General features: G+C 63.3%; 23 protein-coding genes. 7 read left to right on the plus strand and 16 right to left on the minus strand.

Translation table 11 applies throughout. From position 1 onward, the window contains the following. The first annotated feature begins 388 nt into the window (after positions 1-388). Together VF34_RS15745 and VF34_RS15755 are read left to right on the plus strand one after the other, a co-directional pair. The gene (locus VF34_RS15745; RefSeq protein ID WP_032372376.1) at positions 389-811 is read left to right on the plus strand and encodes a hypothetical protein; all 423 of its coding nucleotides are present in this window, start codon (positions 389-391) and stop codon (positions 809-811) included. A 646-nt stretch (positions 812-1,457) separates the two neighbouring features. Beyond that, positions 1,458-1,922, plus strand: a complete 465-nt coding sequence (locus tag VF34_RS15755; RefSeq protein ID WP_027497200.1) for an SRPBCC family protein — start codon at positions 1,458-1,460, stop codon at positions 1,920-1,922. A gap of 16 nt (positions 1,923-1,938) precedes the next feature. Here VF34_RS15755 and VF34_RS15760 read toward each other — a convergent pair whose 3' ends face one another. From VF34_RS15760 to VF34_RS15795, 8 genes are all read right to left on the minus strand, one after another. Beyond that, positions 1,939-2,511 carry a hypothetical protein gene (locus VF34_RS15760; protein ID WP_155289449.1) on the minus strand — a complete coding sequence of 191 codons (573 nt, stop codon included), beginning with the start codon at positions 2,509-2,511 and terminating at the stop codon, positions 1,939-1,941. After that, positions 2,511-4,364: a DEAD/DEAH box helicase gene (locus VF34_RS15765; protein WP_045841744.1), complete on the minus strand. Its 1,854-nt coding sequence runs from the start codon at positions 4,362-4,364 to the stop codon at positions 2,511-2,513. Before VF34_RS15765 ends, VF34_RS15760 begins: the two co-directional genes overlap by 1 nt. Positions 4,365-4,517: 153 nt before the next feature. After that, the gene (locus VF34_RS15770) at positions 4,518-5,336 is read right to left on the minus strand and encodes an Fpg/Nei family DNA glycosylase (RefSeq protein ID WP_027497198.1); all 819 of its coding nucleotides are present in this window, start codon (positions 5,334-5,336) and stop codon (positions 4,518-4,520) included. A 47-nt stretch (positions 5,337-5,383) separates the two neighbouring features. Further along, on the minus strand, positions 5,384-5,764 hold the full coding sequence (locus tag VF34_RS15775) for a VOC family protein (RefSeq protein ID WP_045841745.1): 381 nt from the start codon (positions 5,762-5,764) through the stop codon (positions 5,384-5,386). Then, positions 5,764-7,419 (minus strand): MFS transporter, encoded by a 1,656-nt coding sequence (locus tag VF34_RS15780; RefSeq protein ID WP_027497197.1) that lies wholly within the window; start codon positions 7,417-7,419, stop codon positions 5,764-5,766. Before VF34_RS15780 ends, VF34_RS15775 begins: the two co-directional genes overlap by 1 nt. Further along, positions 7,380-8,213 (minus strand): NmrA family NAD(P)-binding protein, encoded by an 834-nt coding sequence (locus VF34_RS15785; RefSeq protein ID WP_027497196.1) that lies wholly within the window; start codon positions 8,211-8,213, stop codon positions 7,380-7,382. The genes VF34_RS15780 and VF34_RS15785 overlap by 40 nt, the downstream gene beginning before the upstream one ends. 40 nt (positions 8,214-8,253) lie before the next feature. Beyond that, positions 8,254-9,075: an alpha/beta fold hydrolase gene (locus tag VF34_RS15790; RefSeq protein WP_027497195.1), complete on the minus strand. Its 822-nt coding sequence runs from the start codon at positions 9,073-9,075 to the stop codon at positions 8,254-8,256. 117 nt (positions 9,076-9,192) lie between these two features. Further along, positions 9,193-11,013 carry a sensor histidine kinase gene (locus VF34_RS15795; RefSeq protein WP_037185805.1) on the minus strand — a complete coding sequence of 607 codons (1,821 nt, stop codon included), beginning with the start codon at positions 11,011-11,013 and terminating at the stop codon, positions 9,193-9,195. Between the two features lie 75 nt (positions 11,014-11,088). On the opposite strand from VF34_RS15795, the gene VF34_RS15800 reads away from it, so the two are divergent. Further along, positions 11,089-11,457: a LytR/AlgR family response regulator transcription factor gene (locus tag VF34_RS15800; RefSeq protein WP_230591966.1), complete on the plus strand. Its 369-nt coding sequence runs from the start codon at positions 11,089-11,091 to the stop codon at positions 11,455-11,457. 7 nt (positions 11,458-11,464) lie between these two features. On the opposite strand, the gene VF34_RS15805 is transcribed toward VF34_RS15800, so the two are convergent. From VF34_RS15805 to VF34_RS25720, 4 genes are all read right to left on the minus strand, one after another. Beyond that, on the minus strand, positions 11,465-12,133 hold the full coding sequence (locus VF34_RS15805; RefSeq protein WP_032372748.1) for a response regulator: 669 nt from the start codon (positions 12,131-12,133) through the stop codon (positions 11,465-11,467). Between the two features lie 414 nt (positions 12,134-12,547). Continuing rightward, positions 12,548-14,611 carry an AMP-binding protein gene (locus tag VF34_RS15810; protein ID WP_032372379.1) on the minus strand — a complete coding sequence of 688 codons (2,064 nt, stop codon included), beginning with the start codon at positions 14,609-14,611 and terminating at the stop codon, positions 12,548-12,550. 157 nt (positions 14,612-14,768) lie between these two features. Next, positions 14,769-16,253 (minus strand): flavin monoamine oxidase family protein, encoded by a 1,485-nt coding sequence (locus VF34_RS15815; RefSeq protein ID WP_322544848.1) that lies wholly within the window; start codon positions 16,251-16,253, stop codon positions 14,769-14,771. After that, entirely contained in the window at positions 16,144-17,481 is a 1,338-nt protein-coding gene (locus VF34_RS25720) for a serine/threonine-protein kinase (RefSeq protein ID WP_032372380.1), read from the minus strand. Before VF34_RS25720 ends, VF34_RS15815 begins: the two co-directional genes overlap by 110 nt. A gap of 169 nt (positions 17,482-17,650) precedes the next feature. Between VF34_RS25720 and VF34_RS15825 the strand changes: the two genes are divergently transcribed. The 4 genes from VF34_RS15825 to VF34_RS15840 all read left to right on the plus strand — a co-directional run bounded on the left by VF34_RS15825 (position 17,651) and on the right by VF34_RS15840 (position 22,522). Beyond that, on the plus strand, positions 17,651-18,868 hold the full coding sequence (locus VF34_RS15825) for an EAL domain-containing protein (RefSeq protein ID WP_045841747.1): 1,218 nt from the start codon (positions 17,651-17,653) through the stop codon (positions 18,866-18,868). 87 nt (positions 18,869-18,955) lie between these two features. Continuing rightward, positions 18,956-20,500: an alanine/glycine:cation symporter family protein gene (locus VF34_RS15830; protein WP_032372382.1), complete on the plus strand. Its 1,545-nt coding sequence runs from the start codon at positions 18,956-18,958 to the stop codon at positions 20,498-20,500. Between the two features lie 107 nt (positions 20,501-20,607). Beyond that, on the plus strand, positions 20,608-21,240 hold the full coding sequence (locus VF34_RS15835) for a GyrI-like domain-containing protein (protein ID WP_032372383.1): 633 nt from the start codon (positions 20,608-20,610) through the stop codon (positions 21,238-21,240). Positions 21,241-21,253: 13 nt separating this feature from the next. Then, on the plus strand, positions 21,254-22,522 hold the full coding sequence (locus VF34_RS15840) for an MFS transporter (protein WP_045841894.1): 1,269 nt from the start codon (positions 21,254-21,256) through the stop codon (positions 22,520-22,522). A 24-nt stretch (positions 22,523-22,546) separates the two neighbouring features. Here the strand turns inward: VF34_RS15840 and VF34_RS15845 are convergent, their stop codons facing one another. The 4 genes from VF34_RS15845 to VF34_RS15860 all read right to left on the minus strand — a co-directional run bounded on the left by VF34_RS15845 (position 22,547) and on the right by VF34_RS15860 (position 24,141). After that, on the minus strand, positions 22,547-22,966 hold the full coding sequence (locus VF34_RS15845) for a VOC family protein (protein WP_032366156.1): 420 nt from the start codon (positions 22,964-22,966) through the stop codon (positions 22,547-22,549). Between the two features lie 87 nt (positions 22,967-23,053). After that, positions 23,054-23,365 (minus strand): transcriptional regulator, encoded by a 312-nt coding sequence (locus tag VF34_RS15850; RefSeq protein ID WP_032366157.1) that lies wholly within the window; start codon positions 23,363-23,365, stop codon positions 23,054-23,056. After that, a complete protein-coding gene (locus VF34_RS15855; protein WP_032372384.1) occupies positions 23,362-23,790 on the minus strand; it encodes a hypothetical protein in 429 nt (142 codons plus the stop codon). The genes VF34_RS15850 and VF34_RS15855 overlap by 4 nt, the downstream gene beginning before the upstream one ends. Positions 23,791-23,838: 48 nt before the next feature. Next, a complete protein-coding gene (locus tag VF34_RS15860) occupies positions 23,839-24,141 on the minus strand; it encodes a hypothetical protein (RefSeq protein WP_032372385.1) in 303 nt (100 codons plus the stop codon). Positions 24,142-24,191 lie beyond the last annotated feature (50 nt).

Genomic DNA, 24,191 nt, shown 5'->3' on the forward strand with positions numbered 1-24,191 from the left:
GCCCCGCCGCGAACGCTTCACCACCCGGGGTGCGACGGCGAGCGGTGCAGATGTGGACAGATGCTGTCATGCGGCAGCGGATGCGCGGTGGATGAGTGCGAACGTGAAGACGGCCACGACTACATCGACGGGAGCTGCAGGTGGTGCAACGAACCGTCCGGACAGCTCCGCGTCGTCGGCGGCGCATGACCCTACCGGCGGGTATCAGGACTTCCGACAGGACCCAATAGACCCCCTAACTGCAAGGGACAAACCCGGCGCGGTCACGGAGTTGTAGACGGTCAGGGTATCGGTACGTTGCGTCGCGGACCCAGAGGCGGAGGCATAGTCGATTTCTTTCCGTCAGGTGCTGGTTCGAGAGCGCACTGCACTAGGGCATCATGGGCCTATGAGTGATCTCGAGTACCTCGCCACTTTGCTCGCTGCGCTGGACGCGGAGATCGCGCGATTTTCGGCCTCCGAAGCCGGGTCCGACGAGCAGGCGTCGGCCATCGACGACGCAGCCGCCGCTGTCTTCCGGTTGCGTGAGAAGGTCAAGGCCGGTTACCCCGGCAAGAAGGCCTACTACCTTGCGGCGTCGACCGATCCCCAGGGGATCAGAGTCGAGGGAATTTCTGCCCTGCACGGCAAACGCGCCCATGAACTGGTCCAAGATGGTGGTTGGATGCACGCAGATTCCAGCACTGTTCTCGATGCTCTCGATGACGACCAAATCAGTCGGTATCACGCGATCGCAGGACGCGGTGTAGCGCAGACGCTTCGAGACTCACGCGAATACTTGGCGACGGCAACAGGTCTGGCCGAAAAGTAGACCCACGCATTGGTACGGCGAGTCGGCCCAGCCTTGGAATAAGGATTCCCGAAATCTGCTCGATTCCAATGACCAAGATGGCGCGCGATTGACTAATCGGATAGATGTCGAACGATGAGGGCTTATCCGTTCCATTGTGTATAGGCTCGACTGCAGAAGTCGGTTTTGTCCACTAGGGCGAACGGATGGTCGAGTATTCATGGCACTGGCAGATCTCGATACTGGCAACCCACATTGGCTCAACGCCGTCCTTTTTACTGTTGCCGCAGTCGTAGCGATTGTCCTCACTTGGTGGTTCTTCGGCAACGACAGTTAGCCGAGACGGACACGGCTGTGTAGCTCTTCAACACGAGCACGCGAACGGCGTGCTGCTCATCTGCCACAGTGAGCCGACGCACCTCGGCCGTGATGCCTCCGGTCATCGAGTCCACGGCCGTCACACGTTCGCCGGGTTCGAGGTGTTCGAGAACCCAGGTGGCAGTGGAAGGAGCAAGATCGGTGGACATTCTCGTCATGCCTCCGTCCCGCTGCGCTGGGTGCCGCAATCCCGGTGTCGGCCGAGCATCTCACCAGGCAGCCTTCGCGGTCCACCTGTTTTCGGCTGTATCCATGATTGAGGATCCGGCGTATTGGGCATCGTGCAGATATGACAGAGAACGCAAAGCTGACAGTGGAACGCACCATCGAAGCGCCCGTCGACGCAATTTTCGACGTCCTGTCCAACCCCGAGCGGCATCAGGCACTCGACGGCTCGGGCTTCGTACGCGGCGTGGACCACGCAGACCGAATTCAGAAGGTCGGCGAGAAGTTCACGATGAACATGCAGGGCGATCACATGGGTGGGGAATACCAGACCGACAATGTCGTCACCGGGTACGCCAAGGACAAGCTACTGGCATGGAAGACCGCGCCGGCCGGCAACGAGCCTCCCGGGTGGGAGTGGTTGTGGGAGCTGGAGTCTCAGGGGCCCAACGAGACATTGGTGCGGCACACCTACGACTGGTCGAAGGTCACGGACAAGAAGCTTCTCCAGCAGATCGGGTTTCCCCTGGTCACCGAGGATCAGCTGAACGACACACTTGCACGCCTCGCTGTCGAGGCAACGTCCTGATCTTTCGGGCATACGTTCAGCCGTAGAACGCCGCTGCGTCGACGCTCTCGATGTGCATCCATCGAGCTGGAAAGTCCGTCGACGCAGCGGCTTCGGCGAGGTCCAGGCCACGTATAGCCAACGCCGTCGTGGGTGACTGGTCCACGATCAGACTGATCGCGTACGTTGCTGCGGTGACGTGAACGCAAGGATCAGTTCTGCTGGAACAGGTGCATGCCGTGTCGACGTCCGTGGGAACCGGTGCCAGACCCCGCAATACCAGCTCCGCGTGAAGCGCGTCGGGCAGATCCCCGCTGCCTCTGCCGTGAGTCGGATGACCGGTGACGATGCGCAGAGCCGTCCTTTTGTGAGCCGCCGAATAGCGCGGCACCGCAAATGTCGCGGTCTCGATTTTCTTTCCTGCCGAGACCACGCAGCGAATAGAACCGATCGTGTTGGTATCCACGATGACCGACTCGCTACGAGCCAGGCTCCGCGCTCGAGGAAGCATGGGATTGGGTCGGGTAGCGGTGATCGGCTCGACTCGACGCAACCATTCCTTGCCCCATGGAGTCGCACCGAACGGCGGGGGCTGGGGAGTGGATGCCATCACCGTGCCACCGACAGCGACAACGTCTGTCTGAGTGTCGAATCATCCAGTGCGGCAAGCGCTGTCTCGTTGTTCCCCTCGGTCAACCCTGCAATTGCTTTCTTGCGGGCGTGCAGCGACGCAATGCACTCCTCCAATGTTCCTTCGGTGGTGAGCGCCATGACTGTCACAGGCGAGGTCTGTCCGATTCGATGTACCCGGCCGGTTGCCTGCGATTCCACCGCCGGATTCCACCACCGGTCGTAATGGATGACGGTGCTGGCACGGGTGAGGTTCAACCCATAGCCGGCCGCTTTGAGGCTCAGCACCATCACGGGACAGCTACCGCCCTGAAACTCGTCCACCATTTTCTCGCGCTGGTCCACGTCGAGTCCGCCGTGGAAGAAGGGTATGGCGGCTCCAGTGACACGCGCGAGATGGTCGGCGAGAAACTCGCCGGTCTTGCGGTACTGGGTGAAAACCAATGCGGTCTGCGACGATTCGGCGAGCTCCTCGATTATGTCGGTAAGCCTGTCGAGTTTCCCGGAACGGTCGGGCGACGAAGACATGATGCCGTTCACGAGACCCGGGTGGTTGCAGATCAGTTTCAGCGAGGTCAGCAAAGCGAGCACCGCAGTCCCTCGGCGTTGTGTAGAACCGAAACCGGTGTCGAAGGCAGCCTCGACCGTCGAGTTGTACAGCATCGCTTGCTCGTTCGTGATCGGGCACAGAACGTCTATCTGCTGTTTGGGTGGAAGGTCGGTCGCCACTTCGTCTTTCGTCCGTCGGAGGACGACCGGAGCTATGGAATGGGACAAGTGCGCAAGCGCAGCCGCCGAACCAGCGTTCTCGATGGGTGCGGAAAATCGCCGAGTGAAGCGTGCTCTGGTCCCGAGCAGACCCGGGTTGGTCAGGTCGATCAGGGCCCACAGTTCGTCCATGCGGTTCTCGACCGGGGTGCCGGTCAGTGCGATGCGAGTTGTCGAGCTCAGTCGTCGCGCAGCACGGGAAACCTGCGTGCGCGAGTTCTTCATGACGTGCGCTTCGTCGAAGAAGACCGTGTTCCAACTGATCTCGGCCAGACGGTCGGTGTCGGAGCGCAATGTCGGATATCCGGTCACGGTCACGCAGCCGACCTCGCCACATCCACCGAGCGAGCGGTTCGGTCCCCGGTAGACATTGACCGTCAGGTCGCCGGCGGAGAACTTCTCGATCTCACGTCGCCAATTGCTGATCAGGGATGTCGGGCACACCACCAGAAAATTGCCTTCACCGCGCGAGGCTCCCACAATCATGTGGGAAATGGCCTGCAGAGTCTTGCCCAACCCCATCTCGTCGGCGAGAATTCCTCCACCCCCGGCTTCTCCGACGGTCGGAATCCAGGACGCACCGTGCACCTGATACGGCCGCGGGGTGAAAGTGGACGCACTGTCGCCAAGACTGCCCTGCATGTGCAGGCTGGTGCGTAGGGCATCGACGGCACCGTGCGCGGTCGACACGCTGGACCCGCCCGTGTTGGGCACCGCGTACGCCGCCGGGGGGAGTGACTCCAGCAGCGATGCAGGAATCTCGGCGTAGTGGGGCCGGTGTTCCAGGTGGTCCAGAACCGCCAGCCACCCCCGGGCCGACGCGCTTTCCGGGAGGCCTGCCGATGGTGCCAGTGCCGCTTCGAGTTCGACGCGACGCGGCTCGACGAGCTGCGCTTCGACGGTCCGTACTGCCACGGAGCCACCCGTATTGGGAAGTGTCAGTTCGATCGGCGTCGTCGCTGTGGTAGCCGTCCTTGTGGAATCACGTTGCCAGACAGCGAAACAGTGTCGACGGGGCAGGTAGGTGACCTGCGGAGCGAGGCCCGTGTCGGTCGTCGAGAACATGCAACCTCCAGCCGAGTGAGCGCTTCGGTCGACCCGAAGCTGCCCACACGGTACGTGCCCGAACGGGATTTCGCCGCATTCAACAGCGTTTGACAATTCCGAAAAATGCTGTCCTACAGCGCTATCGAGCAGCACGCAGCGGCGCGGAACCGATCAGGATTGCTCGCGCGAACACCACCACGTGGTGCGGCCGCCCACCGTTCCGCGAGTCATCGGAGCACCGCATCGTGGGCACGCCGCGTCCGCCTTGCGGAACGGGATGATCTCACCGGTGTGCACGCCACCCTTCTTGATCGCTGACCTGATGGCGCGACGCAGAACAACGCGGAGCTCGTCGAGTTCCTCGGTGGTGAGGGTCTTTGCCCGTCTGGACGGAGATTGCTCGCTCTGCCACAGCACCTCGTCGGCCAACAGATTGCCGACGCCTGCGATTGCTGCTTGGTCCAGCAAACGTGCTTTCAGAGGTGCTCCGCTGGAACCGATTCGGTGCCGGAAGTCGTCGCGCGTGATCTCCGCAGCATCGGGCCCCAACGCATCGATATCGGGTTCGAGGCGCACTCGGCCGAGCCGGCGCTTGTCGAAGAGCCGGAGCTGACCCCCGTCTTCGAACGTCATGGCAAAGCGTGTCCACTCGGGCTTGTCGGTGTCGCGCTCGCCCACGTGCGGATCGCCGCCTCCGTACTGCGACGTGCGATCGCCGTCAGGAGCGGTGACAATGACGCGGCCGCCCATTCCGAGATGGATTCCCAGCGTCGGACCGCTGGACCCGTCGGCGGTGACGGTTTCGCACCACATCGCCTTGCCACGTCGACATGCCTCGGTGAGCTTGCCGCCCTTCAGGGCGTGAGCGATATCGCCCGGCATGTGTGGGCGGCACTCGAACGAGTCGGTGTCATCGATGTCGACGATGACGCGTCCGAGGGCTTTCTCGACGACCTGTCGAGCGTTTTCGACTTCGGGTAGTTCGGGCATGAAGCGGGTGTACCCAATTCGCCGGCTCTATGCGCGAGCCTGTGTCGTCAGGCGCGCTTCCTACCGGTGGCGAACTGTCTGAAGCCGATCAGGTTGCCGAACGGATCGAGAACCTGGCACAGACGTTCACCGGTGAACACCGATTTCGGCCCTCGATGCACGACGCCTCCGCGATCGACGCAGCCGGCGACCACTGCGTCCACGTCGTCGACGTTCCAGTACGAGACCGACCCTGCGGTCCCCGCGGGGCGGTTGTACGAATCGGTGACGTGGACGGTGAGCCGGGTTCCTGAGACGTCGAACGCGGCGAGTTGCTCGTGTACGTCGACGGGGTCGGTGCCCAGGAGCGTTCGGTACCAGTCGACGGCGGCGGCGAGGTCGTCTGCGAAGTAGAAGACATTCCCCACGCCCAAGAGTGTGTTGTCCATCATTGTCCGTTCGGGTTCGTTCGCACCGACAGTGCGATGTCATGGGTTTCGGTGTGCGTAGCACCGTCGACGGTGTGGGCCAGCGCTTTCTGCACCACGTCGTGGTCGGAGCCGGTCCACCGTTCTTCTCGCTGACGTCGGTACTGGCTCCACGACGGCACAGTGAACTGCTCGACCACGGTGTCCTCGACGTCCAGACTCCGGTACAGGTTCCAGGCGTACGCCCCCGTTCGCTTCCGCGCGATCCCGACCGGAGCCATCGACGTCAGAAACTGTTCGAGAGCGTCGTCGACGACTCGGTACGTAACGGTGATCCGTACCGGCCCGTCGTCCGGATCGGGCTCGAACATCACGGTCGGGGTCGGCCACGCCATGGACACCGCACGGTCGAGCACGCCGGTTTCGGGTCGCAGGGGGAGGACTGCGACACTCGCAGCGACCAATGCCAAGGCGGCTACCGCGACCGCGAGTGCGTCGACGATGCCGGTCTTCGACGCCAACCATCCCCACACGAGCGAGCCGATGGCCTGAGAACCCATGAAGACCAGGAGGTAGACCGACATCCCGCGCGCTCGAACCCAGGTGGCGAGCGAAAGCTGGATAGACGCATTCAGTGCGGTCAACGTCGTGATCCAGGCGATGCCGGACAACAGCAGCGCCGGGACCACCGCCCACAGCGGAAGCCACGCCAGCGCGGCCATTCCCACGCCGTACCCGACAGCAGAGCCGACGAGCAAGGTGTTTGCGCCGCAATGTTTTCGGAGCATCGGCGTCGCGGCAACGCCGATCACGGCTCCGACCCCGAGTACGCCCAACAACACGCCGTATCCCACCGAGCCCAGTTTCAGTACCGACGACGAAGCCGATGGCAGTAGCGCCCACAATGCAGATGCGGGGAAGGCGAACAGCGCCGAGCGCAGAATGATTCGTCGAACGATCGGGCCGGATCGGATGTAGCGGACCCCGGACAGGATCGACTCGGCAAGGCCTTCTCGATCCGTTTGTGGATGTTTCGGGCGCTTCCATGCAATCAGCACGCTCAACGTTGCTAGAAAGGAGGCGGCGTTGATGGCGAACACGAAGGTCGGCCCGGCCAATGCCACCAGTACACCGGCAAGCGCCGGTCCGACGGCCCGCGCCCCGTTGACGGTCACGCTGCCCAGCGCCGAGGCGGCCGGGATTTCTTCACGGCTCACCAGCTCGGGCTGAATCGCCTGCCAGGCGGGAGCGGACAGTGATGTCCAGCAACCCAATACGAATGTGCAGGCGAGCAATCCCCACGGAGACAAGGTGTCGGTCCATGCCAGTGCGGTCAACACAATTCCGGTCAGCATCGAACCGGCACCGACCGCGATGAGCAGAACGCGGCGATCGAGCGCGTCGGCGAGCGCGCCTGCCAGCAGAGCCAGCAACAGGGTGGGTAACAGACTTGCTGTCTGCACGGCGGCGATGATGGTGGTCGACGCCTCACGTTCGACGAGGAACCACTGCGCACCGACGGTCTGCATCCAGCCGCCGATGTTCGAGACCAGCTGTGCGACGAAGAGGCTGCGGTAGACGGTATTCCGTAGCGGTGACCACGCGGACGGTGCTGCCGGCGTGGTGGCGGTGGTGCTCACGCCAGTCCCGCCGACCATTGCGCGAATGTCTGCCATTCGACCTCGGGATAACGGGTGCGCAAGCCGTCGATGTCTGCGTCGTACCCGACGTCGGTCAAGAATTGGAACATCGCTCTCATGTCCTCGGAACCTATGTCCCGTGCCCGGCTCGAATACGGCTGCACCGAGGTTCCGAGAACGTCGCCGAGAGTGTTCGCCATGGCCTCCAAGCTCGGATCGTCCGAAGCGAGATCGATTCGCATCTCGTGAAAGTGCGCGGGTTCGGTCAACACGAGGGTGACGAACCGCCCCAGATCCCGCCGCGACAGCTGCTGCAGTGGCGTGTGGAGCGGCAAGGGCAGATCGAGGCGGCCGGCCCTGACGTCGTCGAGTCCGCCGAGAAGGTTGTCGTAAAAGTAGGTGGGGCCGACGATCGTGTACGACAGCCCAGCTCGACGCAGCAGTGCCTCGGTTTCGGCCTTCGTCTCGAAATGCGGTATGCCGGTGCGGCGGTCAGCGCTCGCAACCGAGGAGAACACCACGTGCGGAACCTCCGCGGCGATCGCCGCATCGACGAGGGCTGCGCCCTGAGCCAATTCGGCCGCGGGACCGTCCTCGAACGGCGTCGTCATCACGAACGCACCGGCACTGTCTCTCAATGCAGCCGCGGACGATTCCCGATCGGTGATGTCCGCGACGACGATCTCGGCACCTCGCTCACGTAGCCGATCCGCGCGGGCCGAATGACGCCGCACCACTGCGCGCACCGGTAGCCCCTGCGCCAGCAGGGCATCCACCACCGCGCCGCCCTGCCCTCCGGTTGCTCCGACGACTGCGTACGGTCTGATCATCGTGTTGTCACCTTTGTTCCGGAGGGCGAGAGCGGGGCTGCTACTGGGCGATGAAGGCGAGAATGTCTGCGTCCAAGGCCTTCTGGTAATCGCCGTAGATTCCGTGCGGTGCACCGGGGTAGACCTTGAGGGTGCCGTGCTGGACGAGTTCTGCGGTTTTCAGTGCCGCCGCGGCGATCGGCACGATCTGGTCGTCGTCACCGTGGGCGATGAAGATCGGGACGGTCAGCGCTTTGAGATCCTCGGTGAAGTCGGTCTCGGAGAACGCCTTCACGCAGTCGTATGCAGCAGTCAGATTGACCAGCATCCCCTGTCGCCAGAAGTCGTCCTTGGCGCCCTGGGAGATGGCGGAGCCCTCACGGTTGGCACCGAAGAACGGCTCGGACAAGTCCTTGTAGAACTGCGATCGATCGTAGAGAACGCCGTTGCGGATGTCGTCGAGTGCTTCGATCGGCGTGCCCTCGGGGTTGGCCTCGGACTTCAGCATGACCGGGGGAACGGCACCGGCAGTGATCACCCGAGTGACGCGGCTGCCACCGTGCTGCGCGGCGTACCGCACGACCTCGCCGCCACCGGTCGAGTGTCCGATGAGGGTGAGTTCCTGCAAGTCGAGGGCCTCGACCAGTTCGGCCAGATCCTTGGCGTAGGTGTCCATGTCGTGGCCGACGGCAGTCTGCGAGGACCGGCCGTGGCCGCGGCGATCGTGTGCGATGGCGCGGTAGCCGGCGTCTGCGAGAAGCTTCAGTTCGAGCTGCCAGGCATCCGAGGACAGTGGCCAGCCGTGACTGAGCAGAACTGGCTTTCCGGTGCCCTGCTCGGTGTAGTAGATCTCGGTTCCGTCGGTGGTGGTGATGTACGGCATGGCCTGCTCCCTGGTTCGGTTCGATTGGGTACCGACAACATTCGTCCGTTCCCGGGTCGAAAGCGTCGCCGCTGCCATCCAACGCGGGGGAGGAGATTCCGGTGGCGCCGCTACCTGCTAGCCGGTAGACAGACCGATGTGGACCGACAGTGTCGTGCCACCCCCGGGTGGACTGACGATGGTCAGTTCGCCGCCGACTGCGGCCACCCGATCCTGTAGTCCGATCAAACCCGACCCTGTGCTCGGATCGGCACCTCCGCGGCCGTTGTCGGTCACGGTCAGTTCCAAGCTGTCCTCCGTCAGGTGCGCGGTGATGTCGACTTCGGTGGCCTCGGCATATTTGGCTGTGTTCGTCAGCGCCTCGGCGACCACGTAGTACGCCGCCACTTCCACCGATTCGTCCATCCGGGAGGAAATGTCGGCGGTGAGGGCAACGGGAATCGGACTGCGTCTGGCCAACGTCTTGAGGGCCGGTGCGAGTCCTCCGCGCGAGAGGATTGCGGGATGGATGCCGCGACTGAGTTCGCGGAGGTCGGTGTGCACCTGCGACAGCGTCTCGACGCTGCGGTCCAACATCGCGCGGAGCTCGGTCAGATTCTCCGGGGCAGCGGCTTGGGCGCCGCGCAATTCCATTCCGAGAGAGACGATTCGCTGTTGGGCACCGTCGTGCAGGTCACGCTCGATACCTCGGCGGGCTTGGTCGGCGGCGGCGACCACGCGGGACCGGGACCGCGTCAGCTGAACTCGTGTGTCGTGGTTGTAGACCGCAGTGGCAACGAGGTCGGCGAAGTCGGCCAGTCGATCTCGGGTCTCACCGCCGGCCGCATACTGCGTAGCTGTCGTGCCGATGATGACGGCACCCCAGGTATTGCCGTCGACAGTGATCGGTACACCTTCGACCCAGCGAATACCCCTGCCCTCCAGTCGCTCAGCGATACCGCCGGTCGCTTCGGTGAAGTCGACGGCAGCGGCGCGGCCGGTGTCGGCGACGATCGTGGCCACGTTCTGCCCACCGATCGGCAGTTGATCACCGGCTTGCACGCGCTCACCGGCGGAGTCGTCGCGGATCGCCAGAATCGTGTAATACCCGTCGCCGTAGCGGATCACCGAAACATGTTCGTTGTCCAACCCGACGGTGAGTTCGTGTGCGACTGCGAGGTACACGTCATCCGGATCGGCCCGCAGCGCCACCAATGTTGCGACCTTCCGAAGTGACGCTTGCTGGCGTGCCAGCGCGACGGTGCGGAGGTGCATGTCCTGACGGTCGCGGGCGGCGGCAAGAAGAGCCTCCAACGAAGGCACGACACGGCGGATACGGCGGGCATCGACGCTATCGAGATCGGCGGGAACCAGCAGCGACGCGGTGACGACGTCCCCGTCCCGAAGCAGGATTTTCTCCTGCCCCACGGACGCGTCGGCATTCCCTTGCTTCAACACCGCGAAGGGTAGGTCGAGGACCGCAGCCAGGCGGGTGCTGGCAACGTCGAGCATCGTCGGGGTGTGGTCCGAGCGCAAGATGGTCTTGGCGAACGCCGCCAACATATCTGCTTCTCGTCGACGTTGATCGGATTCGGTTGCGCGCAAACGTGATTGGCCAACCAGCACGTTGGTCAGAAGCGCCAGTGCCAGAAACACGATCAGTGCAGGGACGAGGCTCTCACTGCTTTCGAGTACATGGATGTAGGCGTACGCGCCGGCACTGGCCACCGATGTCGCGATCGACAGACGAAAGCCCCACCCCGCAGACACGATCAGCACTCCGAACAGGAATATCGCACCGAAAGCATTCTCGGGTGACACCCGTTTGAGCGTCAGCACAACGAGTATCTCGACGGCGATGGCGGCTGCGGCCGCTGCGATTCCGCAGGCGACCGGCGGCGCACTCGGCCGGAGTATCACAGTGACGAGCCGGTCGCGGAGGGCGGTGTCCGACGTCATCGGCACATCCGACTGCTCGAATTACCGCTAGCGGTAATGCCGACCCGAGCCGTCTCTGACACTCTCGACAGAGTGATGCCCTCCCGCCTGCAGTGCCTGATCGTCGACGACAGCGACGCTTTCTGTGTCGCTGCACGCCGACTGTTGGAATCGGCAGGGATGTCGGTGGTCGGCACCGCGACCTCACTCACCTCGGCGATCGATGCAGTGCTGTCCACCCACCCCGATCTCGTGCTGGTCGATATCGACTTGGGTGCCGACAGTGGATTCGACGTGGTCGAAGCGATCGACGCCCAGGATCTGACGCCTCCGCCTGCCGTCATTCTCGTGTCGACACACGACGAGGAGGACTTCGCAGATCTGGTGAACAACAGTTCTGCCCTGGGTTTCCTGTCGAAATTCGAGCTGTCGGCGAGCGCGATCGAAGCCCTGCTGGGCACCTGACGGCGGGTCACCCGACGGTGTCCAGATACAGGATCACCGCTCGCACGCGACGGTGATCGTCGGCCGTCTCCGACAGGTCCAACTTGGTCAGGATGCTTCGGACGTGCTTCTCGACGGTTCCTTCGGTGATCCACAAGCGTCTGCCTATGCCCGCGTTGGAGAGCCCTTCGGCCATCAAGGTCAAGACGTCCCGTTCGCGAGAACTCAACGCGCCGAGGGGATCACCTCGGCGCTTGGCCGCAACCAGTTCGTAGACAAGAGCAGGATCGATGACCGACGATCCTGCCGCGATCCGATCTATCGTCGAGACGAAGTCGGCGATGTCGGTCACGCGGCTCTTGAGCAGGTAACCCATACCCTTGGCGGTGTTGTTCGCGCTGTCGAGCAATTCGAGTGCGTGATCGACCTCGACGTGAGCAGACAGGAGCAGCAGCGAGACGTCGGGGAAACGGTCGCGGATCTTCACGGCCGCGTCGAGCCCCTCGGCGGTGTAGGTCGGCGGCATCCTGATGTCGATGATCGCCAGGTCCGGTGGATCTTTCTCGAGCAACGCCAGTACCTCCTCGGCGTCACCGGCCCGGCCCACGACATCGAGGCCCGCCTGGGTGAGCAGACTGGCCAGGCCTTCTCGCAGCAACACGTCGTCATCGGCGATGACTACTCGTATCTGGGACATCACGCTCCTCGAACCCGTCGGGTTCGAAGTATCGGCTGCGGCGTCGTGAGCTGTCATCAGTCATTCGACTCTATTGCGCGCTTCGATTGTCGACTCGGTTGCTGGATTTTTCAGTCGCTCGATCGGTCGTCGTGGATTCCACGGTTCGGACTCGGCCCGGGGGAGAGGTCGTTCTCACGGGTTGCCTCGAAAAACAACTGCAGGAAGGACGACGACGCATCCCCGGGCTGGGCGGCGCGAGCCTGACGGGGTTCATCCGATGACCTCGACATCGCCATTCCGTCCCTTCCGTCCCTCACCCGCAGAACGGGTATCGCTTCCTCCCAAATAGTCTCAGATTCTGAACAGTCAAACAACTGAGAGTTCTCTGGGTGGAGTCGGAAGCCGGGGTGGTGAGGAAGTCGACGTGCCGGCTTACATACCGGCGGCCGTGGGAGGTTCGATCAGCATCCTCTTGATCACTTTGCCGGTCGCGGTTCGGGGGAGTTCTTCGAGGAACGTGATGTCTCGCGGCACCGAGAACCGGCTCAGTCGATTTCGGATGTAGGCCCGCACCATATCTGCGTCCAGGCCTGCAGCACCCCGACCGACGACGAACGCCGCGAGGCGCTGACCGTACTCGTTGTCCGGTACACCGACCACCGCTACCTCGCCGACCTGAGGAAGGTTGGCGATGGCGTCCTCCACCGGCCCGGGAAACACGTTCTCGCCGCCGGAGATGATCATCTCGTCGTCCCGCCCGCACACGAAGAGCCGCCCGTTGCAATCGATGTACCCGAGGTCGCCGGTATCCATGAGTGCTGCACCGCGAGCCGAAGCAGTCGACGGAGGCTCGGCGTTCGTGTAGCCGTCGAAGAGCATGTCGTTACCTACGAATATCCGGCCCAGAGTGCCGGTCGGAACCACTGCGCCGTCGGCGTCGAGTACGGCGATCGTCGTGCCGAGCGGCGGCCGACCCGCGGTAGTGGGAGCTGCACGTAGATCCTGCGGTGTGGCGATGGTCGCCCACGAGACCTCGGTGGAACCGTAGAAGTTGTACAGAACATCTCCGAAGGCATCCATGAACCGCGAGACGGTCGACCCCGTCAACGCCGAACCGCTGCACGCGACGACTTTCAAGCTGGACGTGTCGTAGCGTGATCGCACGGACTCGGGTAGATCGAGTATGCGCTGCAACATGATCGGGACGGCGATCAGCGACGTGCACCGATGAGTCTGGATTGCCCGCAAGCACTCTTCCGGATCGAATCGATCCTGCAGAACCACTGTTGCCCGCAGCGGTGTACTGATCTGCAACGCCGCCAGCCCCCAACTGTGGAACATCGGCGCAGCGATCAGCATGCGCTCGTTCATACGAAGTGGCATGCGGGACAACATGGCCGCGACGGTCCCGAAGCCGCGTGGGGTCGGGCGAAGTGCACCTTTGGGAGACCCGCTGGTGCCCGAGGTCAGCACGACAACGGATCCGGGCCGTTGCGGTCTGTCGAACGTGGCGGACGGAGCCGCGACGAAATGCTCCAGAGTGCGACGGCCCGCGACGACGGTATGAGCCGACAAGCTGACGCGGAGGACGTCGCTGGGGAGGTAGCGAACCATCTTGTCGAATTCGTCGTCGACGAACAGCGCTTGCAACTGGTGACGACTCGAGATGGTCTCGATCTGGCGGGCCGCGAGGCCGGTGTTGAGAAGTACGACCTCGACACCGAGCATGCCGCAGGCGACGACGCATTCGATCATGGCAGTGTGATTGCGGGCCAGAACTCCTACCGTGCTTCCCGGGCGAATTCCGGATGCGGCGAACCCTGCTGCTATCCGATGCGATCGCAGGTGGATCTCTGCGAACGTGCGAGTACCGCGATCGTCGATCACGGCAATTTCGTCCGGTGACTTGGCGGCGGCGGCCGCGAAGCCACCGCCGAGGGTGAAGCCCCATTTCGCCAGCGAGTTCAGCTGCCGGTATGCGCGATCAGGACGCGCGGCACGAACGACGCCGGTACCGATCATCGTTTTGAGGACCGCAAGCTGTAGCGACCGGGAATCGCCGGCGTTGGACACGATCGATGTCGTTGCGCCGGAGAGGGACTCGGCCAACCTGTTCAGGCCACCCATGACCCAGTCGACCACTGCCCGATTGTGTTCGGGTTGCGGCGAGTAGGTTCCGGCCAGGCCGGCTCGGAAGATCGTCACATCGATTTTGGTCTCGCTCGGTGAACGCGCGCTGAGGGTGAATCTGATGAAACCGCCGGATTCGACGTGCTCGACGGTGATGATCGGCCGGTTACGTCTGTTCACCACGACTTCGAGTGCGTGCTCGACCCCACCGACGTCGCACGTGTAGCGGTTCGCCGACTCGCTGAGAAGGCAGTACCCGAGTCCGGGGAAATATCGCGGGTACAGTTCGACCGCACTGAGCACCCCGCACACTTGCTCGACGTCGTGTGCGAAGACCGTGCTGCAATCGATGACGTCGGAAACCATGGTCCACCCCTGTGCCTTGCCGTGTCGAACAGCGCCGCTGCCACATCGGCACCGACCAGAAGAATGGCAGCGCACATCGGTAACGGGTCATCCGCCTGGATGAAGTCGTCATAGTAATCCCGGTGCGCGGTTTCGGGAAGGAAACGCGAATCTCCGTCTAATTGGGACGAAGTTCGCCGCCGCCCCAGATCTCGTCGAACGGAACCGTGCGGGCCAGGATTCGCTCCGCCGCTCGGTGTCCCGACAGGAATGCCGCGGTCACCGTCGACGGATCGTCCGTCCACGTTGCCTCGCCGGCCAGGTGTAGAACTCCGCCGACCGGGGTCGACAGATCGTCGTGGTCGCTCGGTCGCGAGCCGACCGCCGGGTAAGAGTAAGCACCGCGGGAGAACGGGTCGTCCTGCCATCGCGTGACATGCACCCGCTGCGGGGAGATCACGCGTTCGCCGTAGAGGCCACGAAGCGCGTCGAGCACCGATTCGGCAATGCGTGCGTCGGACCACTGCCGGATCGTCTGCGCACACGGCCCCGCCGCAAACGTGAGCAGCGTGGGCAACCCCTGCGGCACGGTCACGTCGTACCACGAGTGCCACCAACGCCCGGCCTCCCCCTGCTGCCGAATCGCGTAGACGTCCTCGTCCCAGAATGCATGCGGGAACTGTAGGAACACCTTCTCGAACGCGTTCATCTCGAGTCCGTCCAACGCAGTCGACACCGGATGGGGAAGAGGCGGTTCGATAAGCAAGGTCGGTGACTTCAGGACGCCGATCGGAACCGTCACCACGATGTGGTCGGCCGAGAACGTCTCGGTGAGAGTCTCGACGGAGGAGCTGTTCGATCCCCACGCGATGCGTGTCACTTCATGGCCGAGTCGTACATCCAGCCCGTCGGCCAGACAGACCGCGAGCCGGTCGTACCCCTCGGGGAAGACGACCTCGTCACCCTCGATCGCGTCGTCGTCCAACCCGTGCGCATCGAGCATCCCCTGGTCGACACCCAGCTGTTCCTCGGCCCGGTGACCCAGGAACTCCCGGACCCGTTCGATTCGATCAGGATCCCATGCGAGCCGTTTCACGGTGCTGTTCACGGCATCCCCGTACGACGTGCCCAGGGTCGATGTCGCTATGGTCGCCGCCAACAGCTCGTCGACGACGTGTACGTCCGACGCGAAGCTCGCAACCTCGTCCTCGCTCAGACGCCGTCCGTTCGGTGAGTAGTACGCGATGGGTCGTCCGTCCGGCTGAAAACTCCCCACCGTGAACTCACTGGTCAGAATGCCGAAAGCCTGTACTGCGTCGGCCAGCGGATTGTTGTCGATTCCATGAACCCAGGACGCACCGACATCGAGAATCTGTCCGTCCGTCCGCAGGGTGTGCACTCGTCCGCCGATGCGGTCGCGGGCTTCGAGAACGACCACACGGTGACCCGCACGGTGCAGAATGCGTGCTGCGGTGAGACCGGAAATGCCGGCTCCCACCACCACGGTGTCGACGTGCGTCATGCTCTGTCCGTTCCATTGGTTGCCGACATGCTCAGTTCCCACGGCCGGGGTTGCCGTTGCCGGAGTTCCCATTGCCTGAATTGCCGTTGCCGTTGCCGTTGCCGTTGCTGTTGCCTGGACTCCCGTTGCCGGAGTTGCCATTGCCCGCATTACCGTTGCCGTTGTTCCCGTTTCGCGGTGGAGCCGCAGGTTGTGGCGGCTCGGCGGGCACCTGTTCGACGGCGGGGGCGGGCACGTCCTGGGGGAGGTTCGAGACAACCGGCATCGAGGACTCGGATGCCGTCGTCACGGGTGCAGGACTGGTCGGAGCGGTGACCGATGTGGACGGCGATGTCTCGATCGGCTCGTCGCCTGTTCCGGTTGCCATCCAGGCAATTGCCGACGCGACGGCGACGAACAGTGCGGCCGCAGCCAGAAAGACAAGACCGCGACGCCGTGAACCCTCCGTTTGCCGAGGGGCCGAATCCTGTTCGGCGACAAACGTTGTCGCATTCGCGGCGGGCAGGACCGCAGTGGCCGGCGGTGGTGGCGGTTCGCTGGAAAGACTGTGTAAGGCGTCGGCCACGGTGTCCGCCGTCGGCCTGTTTTCGGGATGTCTGGCCGTCATCGTCGTCAGCAGTGAATGCCACTGGGGCCCGAGTTGCTCGGGTACCTCGGGATCGCGGTGCAAGCGCGCCACGGCTGCGGCTACCGCGCTGCCGTCGAACACCATTGCGCCGGTAAGACATTCGATGAGAACCAATCCGAGGCTGTAGATATCGGTTGCAGGCCCCGCAGAGGTGCCCGTCGCCTGTTCCGGGCTGAGATAGTGAGCGGTGCCGACGGTGGTGCCGTGCTCGGTGAGGCGGTCGGCGTCGACGATGCGAGCGATACCGAAATCGGTGAGCTTCACGCAGTGTCCCGTGCTCGACGCCGGCTCTCGGGCGACCAGGATGTTGGCCGGTTTGATGTCGCGGTGGATCACGCCGCGGTGGTGGATGTAGGCAAGGGCTCGAGCAATCTCGTGTCCCATCCGGGCGACGACATCGCCCGGTAGTGCGCGGCCTGCGCGGTAGCCGTTCAGAGTGGGGCCGTCGACGAACTCCATCACGAGAAAAGGCACTCGGATGCCGCCGGTGTCGGGGGCGGTACCCGCGTCGTACAACGTCACCAGGCCAGGATGCGACAGCGACGCGAGCGTCCTGATCTCGGCATCGATCCGTGCATCGGTATGTGCGGGTTCACCCTGACGGAATATCTTCACGGCAACGGGCCTACCGAGGACGTCGTCGTCGGCTCGAACGACATCTGCCATTCCGCCGCGCCCCACGACGTTGCCCAGACGATATCTGCCCGCGAACAGGTGATCGTCGGAGTTCGCACCCACCATTGTTCACCGCCGATTCGAAGTCTTCCGAGAACCCTATAGCCCGTCGGCGAGGGAAGAAGGCGCGGCCGGCGACCATCGGGCATGATGGTTCCCCGGGTGGGGACCGTCGAGATGTACCGAGGGAGGTCCGCCTGTGCATCGTGACGCCTCGCACGCGCAATTTTCGCCGATGACGATCGATATCACGTCGACCTACCAGCCGATCGTCGCGTTGGACGGCCGAGCTGTCGTGGGTTACGAAGCCCTGGTGCGGACCTGCGGCGACGCGCAAGCGATCTCGCCGCCGCAGCTGCTGCGCGAGGCGGCCGATCGAGGCGAGTCGGCCGAGTTCGACTGGCGGTGCAGACTCAGCGCCCTGAGCGGGGCCGTCGAAGCCGGTTTCCCCGAAGGACTCGCGTTGTTCGTCAACGCGGAACCCACAGCCCTGGACGCGCCACCTCCGAGAGAGTGCCTGCCATTGGTGGCCGAGGCATCTCGGTTGTCGATCATCGTCGAGATCACCGAGCGAGATCTGATGGGTGACCCCTCCGGGCTGCTGCGTGCGGTAGAGCATGCCCGCGACCTGGGATGGCGGGTCGCGCTCGACGATGTGGGTGCAGACTCGTCGAGTCTGGCACTGATTCCGCTGCTCCGGCCCGACGTGATCAAGCTGGATATGTCTCTCGTGCAGGGCCGTTCGAGCTATGCCACGGCGTCCGTGGTGTCCGCGGTCGCCGCAGAGGCCGAACGCAGCGGTGCGCTGGTGCTCGCCGAGGGAATCGAAACGGAGCGGCACGAAGCGACCGCGCACGACATGGGTGCGGTTCTCGGCCAGGGCTACCTGTACGGCGCCCCGACTCGTCTACCCACCTTCGGAGCCACCGGCGGTACGGCCAACACACTCGAGTTGGAGCCGGCAATAACCGTCCGGGCCCCTGTTGCCGTGACGCCGTACGGTCTGGTCCATCGATTCGGAACCCGTCGGCGCGCTGACGCACGGCTTCTCGACGACATCGAGAACGGTCTGCTTCGCAGTGTCTACGGCACCGGTGCGTCGACCGTCGTATTGGCGACGACGAACGCGTCGGCCGGGACGACCGCCGAGCGTGTCGCGTTGTTCGACGACCTCGCTGTGCGCACGTCTCTCGTGGCCGTCTTCGACTCGCGGCCGATGCCGGGTGAACATCGGTTTCGGACCGTTGCGGTCGGCGAGGACGAACCACTGGCGTCGGAGCGCTCGATTGTCATCGTGGCACCGATGTCTAGCGTTGCTCTCATCGCGGTGGAGAGCGGAACTGCCCACGACGGAAGCGTGTTGTACGACTACTGCCTGACCTACGACCGACACATGGTCCTCGATGCGGCGACGCTTCTGCTCCGCCGATTGCCCGCTCGGACCCGTGTATGAGCCACTACAAGTCAAGAATATGTAAATATTTGCCCGTTTTTCGATAAAGACCGTGACGTGTGCCCGGGATGATGTTGACTCGACGTCATGAGTTTTCACCGTCTCGCCATCGACTATTCGGCCGCGGACGGAGGCACGATCAGTTCTATCGAGACAGCGATCAACAATGCTTTCGATCCGATCTCCGCCGCTGTCTCCAGCTTCGTGTTCTTCACCGTGAACATCGGTGGTGCCGCAGTTCCACTGATCGTTCTGTGGCTGATTCTGGGTGCCGTCGTCTTCACCGTCACGTTCAAGTTCATTCAGTTCCGCGGTATCAAGCGATCTTTGATCCTGGTGAGCGGCAAAGAAGACGAAGCCGATGCACCAGGAGAAGTCAGCCACTTCCGGGCTCTCACGGCCGCAGTGTCCGGAACCGTGGGACTGGGGAACATTGCAGGTGTGGCGGTCGCAGTCACGCTGGGTGGACCAGGGGCGACCTTGTGGATGATCCTCGCCGGACTGCTGGGAATGGCCTCGAAGTTCGTCGAGTGCACCCTAGGCGTGAAATATCGGGATATCAACGAGGACGGCACCGTCTCGGGCGGGCCGATGAAGTACCTCACCAAGGGACTCGCCGAGCGAGGTCTTGCAAAGGTCGGGAAGGTGATGGCTGCCTTCTACGCCGTCATCATCACGTTCTTCGCCATCAGTGGCGGCAACATGTTTCAGGCCAATCAGACGTACGCGCAGGTCCGCTCGGTTACCGGTGGCGACGAAGGCTTCCTCGGTTCGGACGGTGCGAAGGCAGTGTTCGGACTCGTGATCGCACTCATCATCGGCCTGGTCATCATCGGCGGCATGAAGTCCATTTCGGCCGTCACCGCAAAACTCGTTCCTTCCATGGCGTTGGTCTATGTCGTCGCGTGCGGCGTCGTCATCGCCGTGAACTTCCGGTCCGTTCCGACGGCGTTCGGTGCCATCTTCGACGGCGCGTTCTCACCCGAGGGCGTGGCAGGCGGAGTACTTGGAGTGATGATCATCGGGTTCCAGCGCGCGGCCTTCTCCAACGAGGCCGGGTTGGGATCGGCTTCCATTGCTCACTCGGCCGTCAAGACCAGACATCCGGTCACCGAAGGATTCGTGGCAATGCTCGAGCCCTTCATCGACACTGTGGTCATCTGCACGGCAACGGCCCTGACCATCGTGATCGCCAATACTGTGTCCTGGCAGGACCAGCGCGCCATAGTTGCCGAAACCGGTGAGTTGCCGGCGGGCGGCGTCACGCTCACCTCCGACGCCTTCGAGACCGTCCTGCCGTGGTTCCCGTACGTACTCACTCTCGCTGTGGCACTGTTCGCGTTGTCCACGGCGATCACCTGGGCGTACTACGGACTACAGGCCTGGACATCGTTGTTCGGTCGCAGCCGGTTGTCGCGCAATTTCTTCAACCTCATGTTCTGCACCTTCACCGTCATCGGCACCGTCCTGTCGCTCGGCTCGGTGCTCGACTTCGCCGACGCCACGCTGTTCCTTCTGGCGTTGGTCAACATCTCGGGCCTCTACTTGCTGCTGCCGGTCGTCAAACGGGAACTGTCCGACTACATGGCAGTGCGTCGGGGCGAATCGAAGGCAGTCGACGCCGAGCTGTGACAGTGTCGGTCGACCGACCAACTGCTTCCGAACAGGAGAGCGTTCACCACGGCACCCCAGCCCGGAGTGGTCGGTACACTGACGCGCAGTCGGCAGGAGGTGAGGGCATGAAGACGGATTTCAAGAAGACCCTCGACTCGTATTCGGCACGGCGCAACGTGTTTCGAGTTCTGACCGTGCCACCGACGAAATACTTGATGATCGACGGCCACGGGGATCCGAACACCGCACCGGAATATGCCGATGCTGTATCCACCCTGTTCCCCGTTGCGTATCGGCTGAAATTCACCAGTAAGAACGACCTGGAGCGCGACTACGTCGTCCCACCGCTCGAAGCCTTGTGGTGGGCGCCGGACATGGCGGCCTTCACCACGCGCCGGGACAAGTCGAACTGGCTCTGGACTGTGATGATCATGGTGCCTGACTGGATCGACCACACGATGTTCGAGCACGCCGTACGGGTCGACGCATCCGAGAACCGTTCGGACCGACGTGACGGAATGCGCCTCGACACCCTCGACGAGGGCCTGTGCGTGCAAACTCTGCACACCGGTTCCTACGACGACGAGGCCGCCGTGCTCGACGAGATGCACCACCGCTACATCCCGCAGGCCGGGCTGACGATGACCGGCCGTCATCACGAGATCTACCTCAGTGACCCACGACGGGTCGAACCGGCGAAGCTGCGCACCATTCTTCGGCAACCGGTGCGGTACTCGGCGGACGAGGCCTCGCTCTGACACGATGACCGGCATGACCAATGCGGTGCGTCCGGCGTCGTTCACCGTCGGCACCCTCACGTTGCTCGGGGCCCTGTACTTCGCTCAGGGGCTGCCGTTCGGCTTCTTCACGCAGGCCCTGCCCGTCGTCCTTCGAGAGTCGGGCTTCTCGTTGGTGAAAATCAGTGCAACCGGGGTGTTGTTTCTGCCGTGGGCGCTGAAATTTCTGTGGGCACCGTACGTCGATCGTTACGGGTCGAGGCGGTGGCTTCTGTCCTTACAGGTGTCCGCCGCGCTGGTGGCGCTCGCACTGTCTTTTCTCGATTTGTCGTCGACGTTGCGCTGGCTGTTCGTCGGAATCTTTGTCATCAACGCGCTGTCGGCCACCCAGGACATCGCAACGGATGGGATAGCGGTCCGCACGTTGACGGTGTCGCAACGCGGCCTGGGCAACGGTCTGCAGGTGGGCGCGTACCGGATAGGTATGGTGTGCGGCGGGGGAGTGCTGTTGTGGCTGTTCACCTTTGCGGGATGGCAGGTGCTCTTCGTTGCGATGGCATTGCTGATCCTGTTGGCGACGGCCCCGGTCTGGTTCATGAACAGGCAACTGGCCGCGGCAGACGTGGACACCGACCGGCAGCCCGAGTCCGAGAGCCCGGCGCGACTTGCTGTGGCCTGGTGGTCCCGATTGCGCAGGCCTGGCATGGTCGCGTTCATTCTTCTCATCGTCGGCTTCAAATTCGGAAACTCGATGGGCTCGGCGCTGGTCGGCCCGTTCCTCTCGGACAACGGACTGACCTTGACTCAGATCGCGCTGGTCGAGGGCGGCCTGTCGTCGGTGGCAGCACTCGGAGGTGCTGCGCTCGGCGCGTGGTTGTCCTTTCGCTTCGGACGTCGTCAGGCTCTGCTGGTCGGCGGAATCGCCCAAACCCTCAGTCTTGCGTTGTATGTAGCGGCATCGTTCGGCATCGGCGGGTTTCCGCTTCTGGTCGCGGCCAACGTCACCGAACACGTGCTGGGCGGCGCGGCAACCGTTGCCGTTTTCGCGCTGATGATGGACGCATCGGAAAAACGTTATGCAGGAAGCGATTACACACTGATGGCCTGTGCAATCGTCTTTGCGCAGGGTGCGTCCGGACTTACGGCGGGCGTGATCGGCGACGTGTTCGGTTACACCGCATTGTTCGGTTCCGCACTGGTGCTGTCCGCAGTCGGTTGCGCGGTGCTGATCGTGGCGCTCGACAGGGGCTGGGGGCCGACAGGGCTGCACGAGGTCATCTCTGTCGAATCGCGCACCCACTGAAGGTGCCCACTGCTCCTCCGTCGCTCAGCTTTCGACGACCGAGCCGGAGATGTTCACCATCCACTGCACACCGAACTTGTCGGTGAGCATGCCGAATACGTCACCCCACGGTGCTGCGTCGAGACCCATCGTGAATTGTGCGTCGACGGCCAGCGCGTTCCAGTAGCCCGTCAATTCCTCGTGCTCGGTACCGAAGAGCGAGACGCTCATCGTGTTTCCGGGTGTGTGTTCCATCGACGGCGGGGTGTCGGCCCCCATCAGTGTGAATCCGCTGGGAGTTGTCAACTGGCCGTGCATGATCAGGTCCTTCTCGGATGGATCGTCGGTGGCCTGGCCCTCGCCGAACGTTGTCATGGTGAGTTCTCCACCGAAGACCGTGCGGTAGAACTCCATAGCGTTGCGCGCATTGTCACGGAACGACAGGTACGGACTGAGTGTGGGCATGGCAGGGACTCCTTCTCGAATCGAACGACCGGTGCGGGCTGCATCGACTGCATCCGTCGAAAGATAGACACGGAGCTGGGGGAGAACTCACCGCCCGGGCTCGGATGGGCTCGCGTCGGCCTCCGCGAGAATGGCGCGGAGGGCAGCCACATGGCGGCGGTAGGCGTTTTTTCCCTCCCTCGTCAGCGATAGCCACATCCGCCGCGAGTCGGTGCGTGATCTCTGCTGGTCCACGTAGCCGGCGTCGACCAGAGCCGCCACCTGCTTGCTCAGCGCGGATGCGCTCAATCCACTGTGTTCCTTGACGACGGCGAGCTCGAGCGTCGTACCGGCCGCCAGCAGCGCGCAGATCCGCAGCCGGTTCGCCGGATGAATGATCGGATCCAGATCGTCCGTCATCGGTGTGTGCTCCGGTAGTGAGCGATCGAACCGAACGAGTAGGTCGCCGTCGCTGCTGCAGCGAGGAGCACCAACGCCCAGCTCGGCAGGGATGGCTGTGCGAATGCGAGTGCTACCACCACGAAAGCAACGGACAGTGCGACCGACGCCAAAAATCCACGGCTGGTAGGCAGCGCCCACGGTGTGCCCATTCGGTACCCGGTGATCACGTTCGTTGCCACAATGGCCGCGGCCAGAATCAGCAGGGCGACAGTGCGGTGGGAGTCGGTGAGCAGCGGCGTGAGTGTCAACGCACCGATGAGCACTGCGTTGACGGCGTACAACCAGGCCGGCCACGGAGTGTCGCGCACGGCGCGTTGCACTCGGTCGATGTCGTCGAGAGTCGTTCGAGCTTCGGACGAGGTGGGCGTATCGATGCTTTCCATATCGGAAACCATATCGGATAGTTTCCGATATGGCAACGATTCGTGTGATCAGTTCTCGGGATCGGTATCGGTCGGCCGTGGCACATCGGCCTCCCATCGAGCCCGTCGCTCGTCCGGGGACTGTTCCCACCACGGTGTACCTCGTTCTCCCAGAGCGACTTTGGCGGCTTGAACGCCCGCGCGAGACTCTGTGGCACCGGAGGTGCGTTTGACGTCTCTGCGCCACGCCATGAGGATCGAGCGCAATTCGGCGTTGCGATCCTCGGGAATATCGGGATCGGTAGCGCGCCACCGTCGACCCTTGATGACGACATAGTGACCGTCTTCGGTGCGTTCCACTTGCTCGGCCATGAGACCACCTTGCCACCCAGCAACGTCTGTGGTCGGTTCGACGCGTGGTT

Origin of the sequence: Rhodococcus sp. PML026, assembly GCF_000963615.1 — a bacterium.
Lineage (GTDB): Bacteria > Actinomycetota > Actinomycetes > Mycobacteriales > Mycobacteriaceae > Rhodococcoides > Rhodococcoides fascians.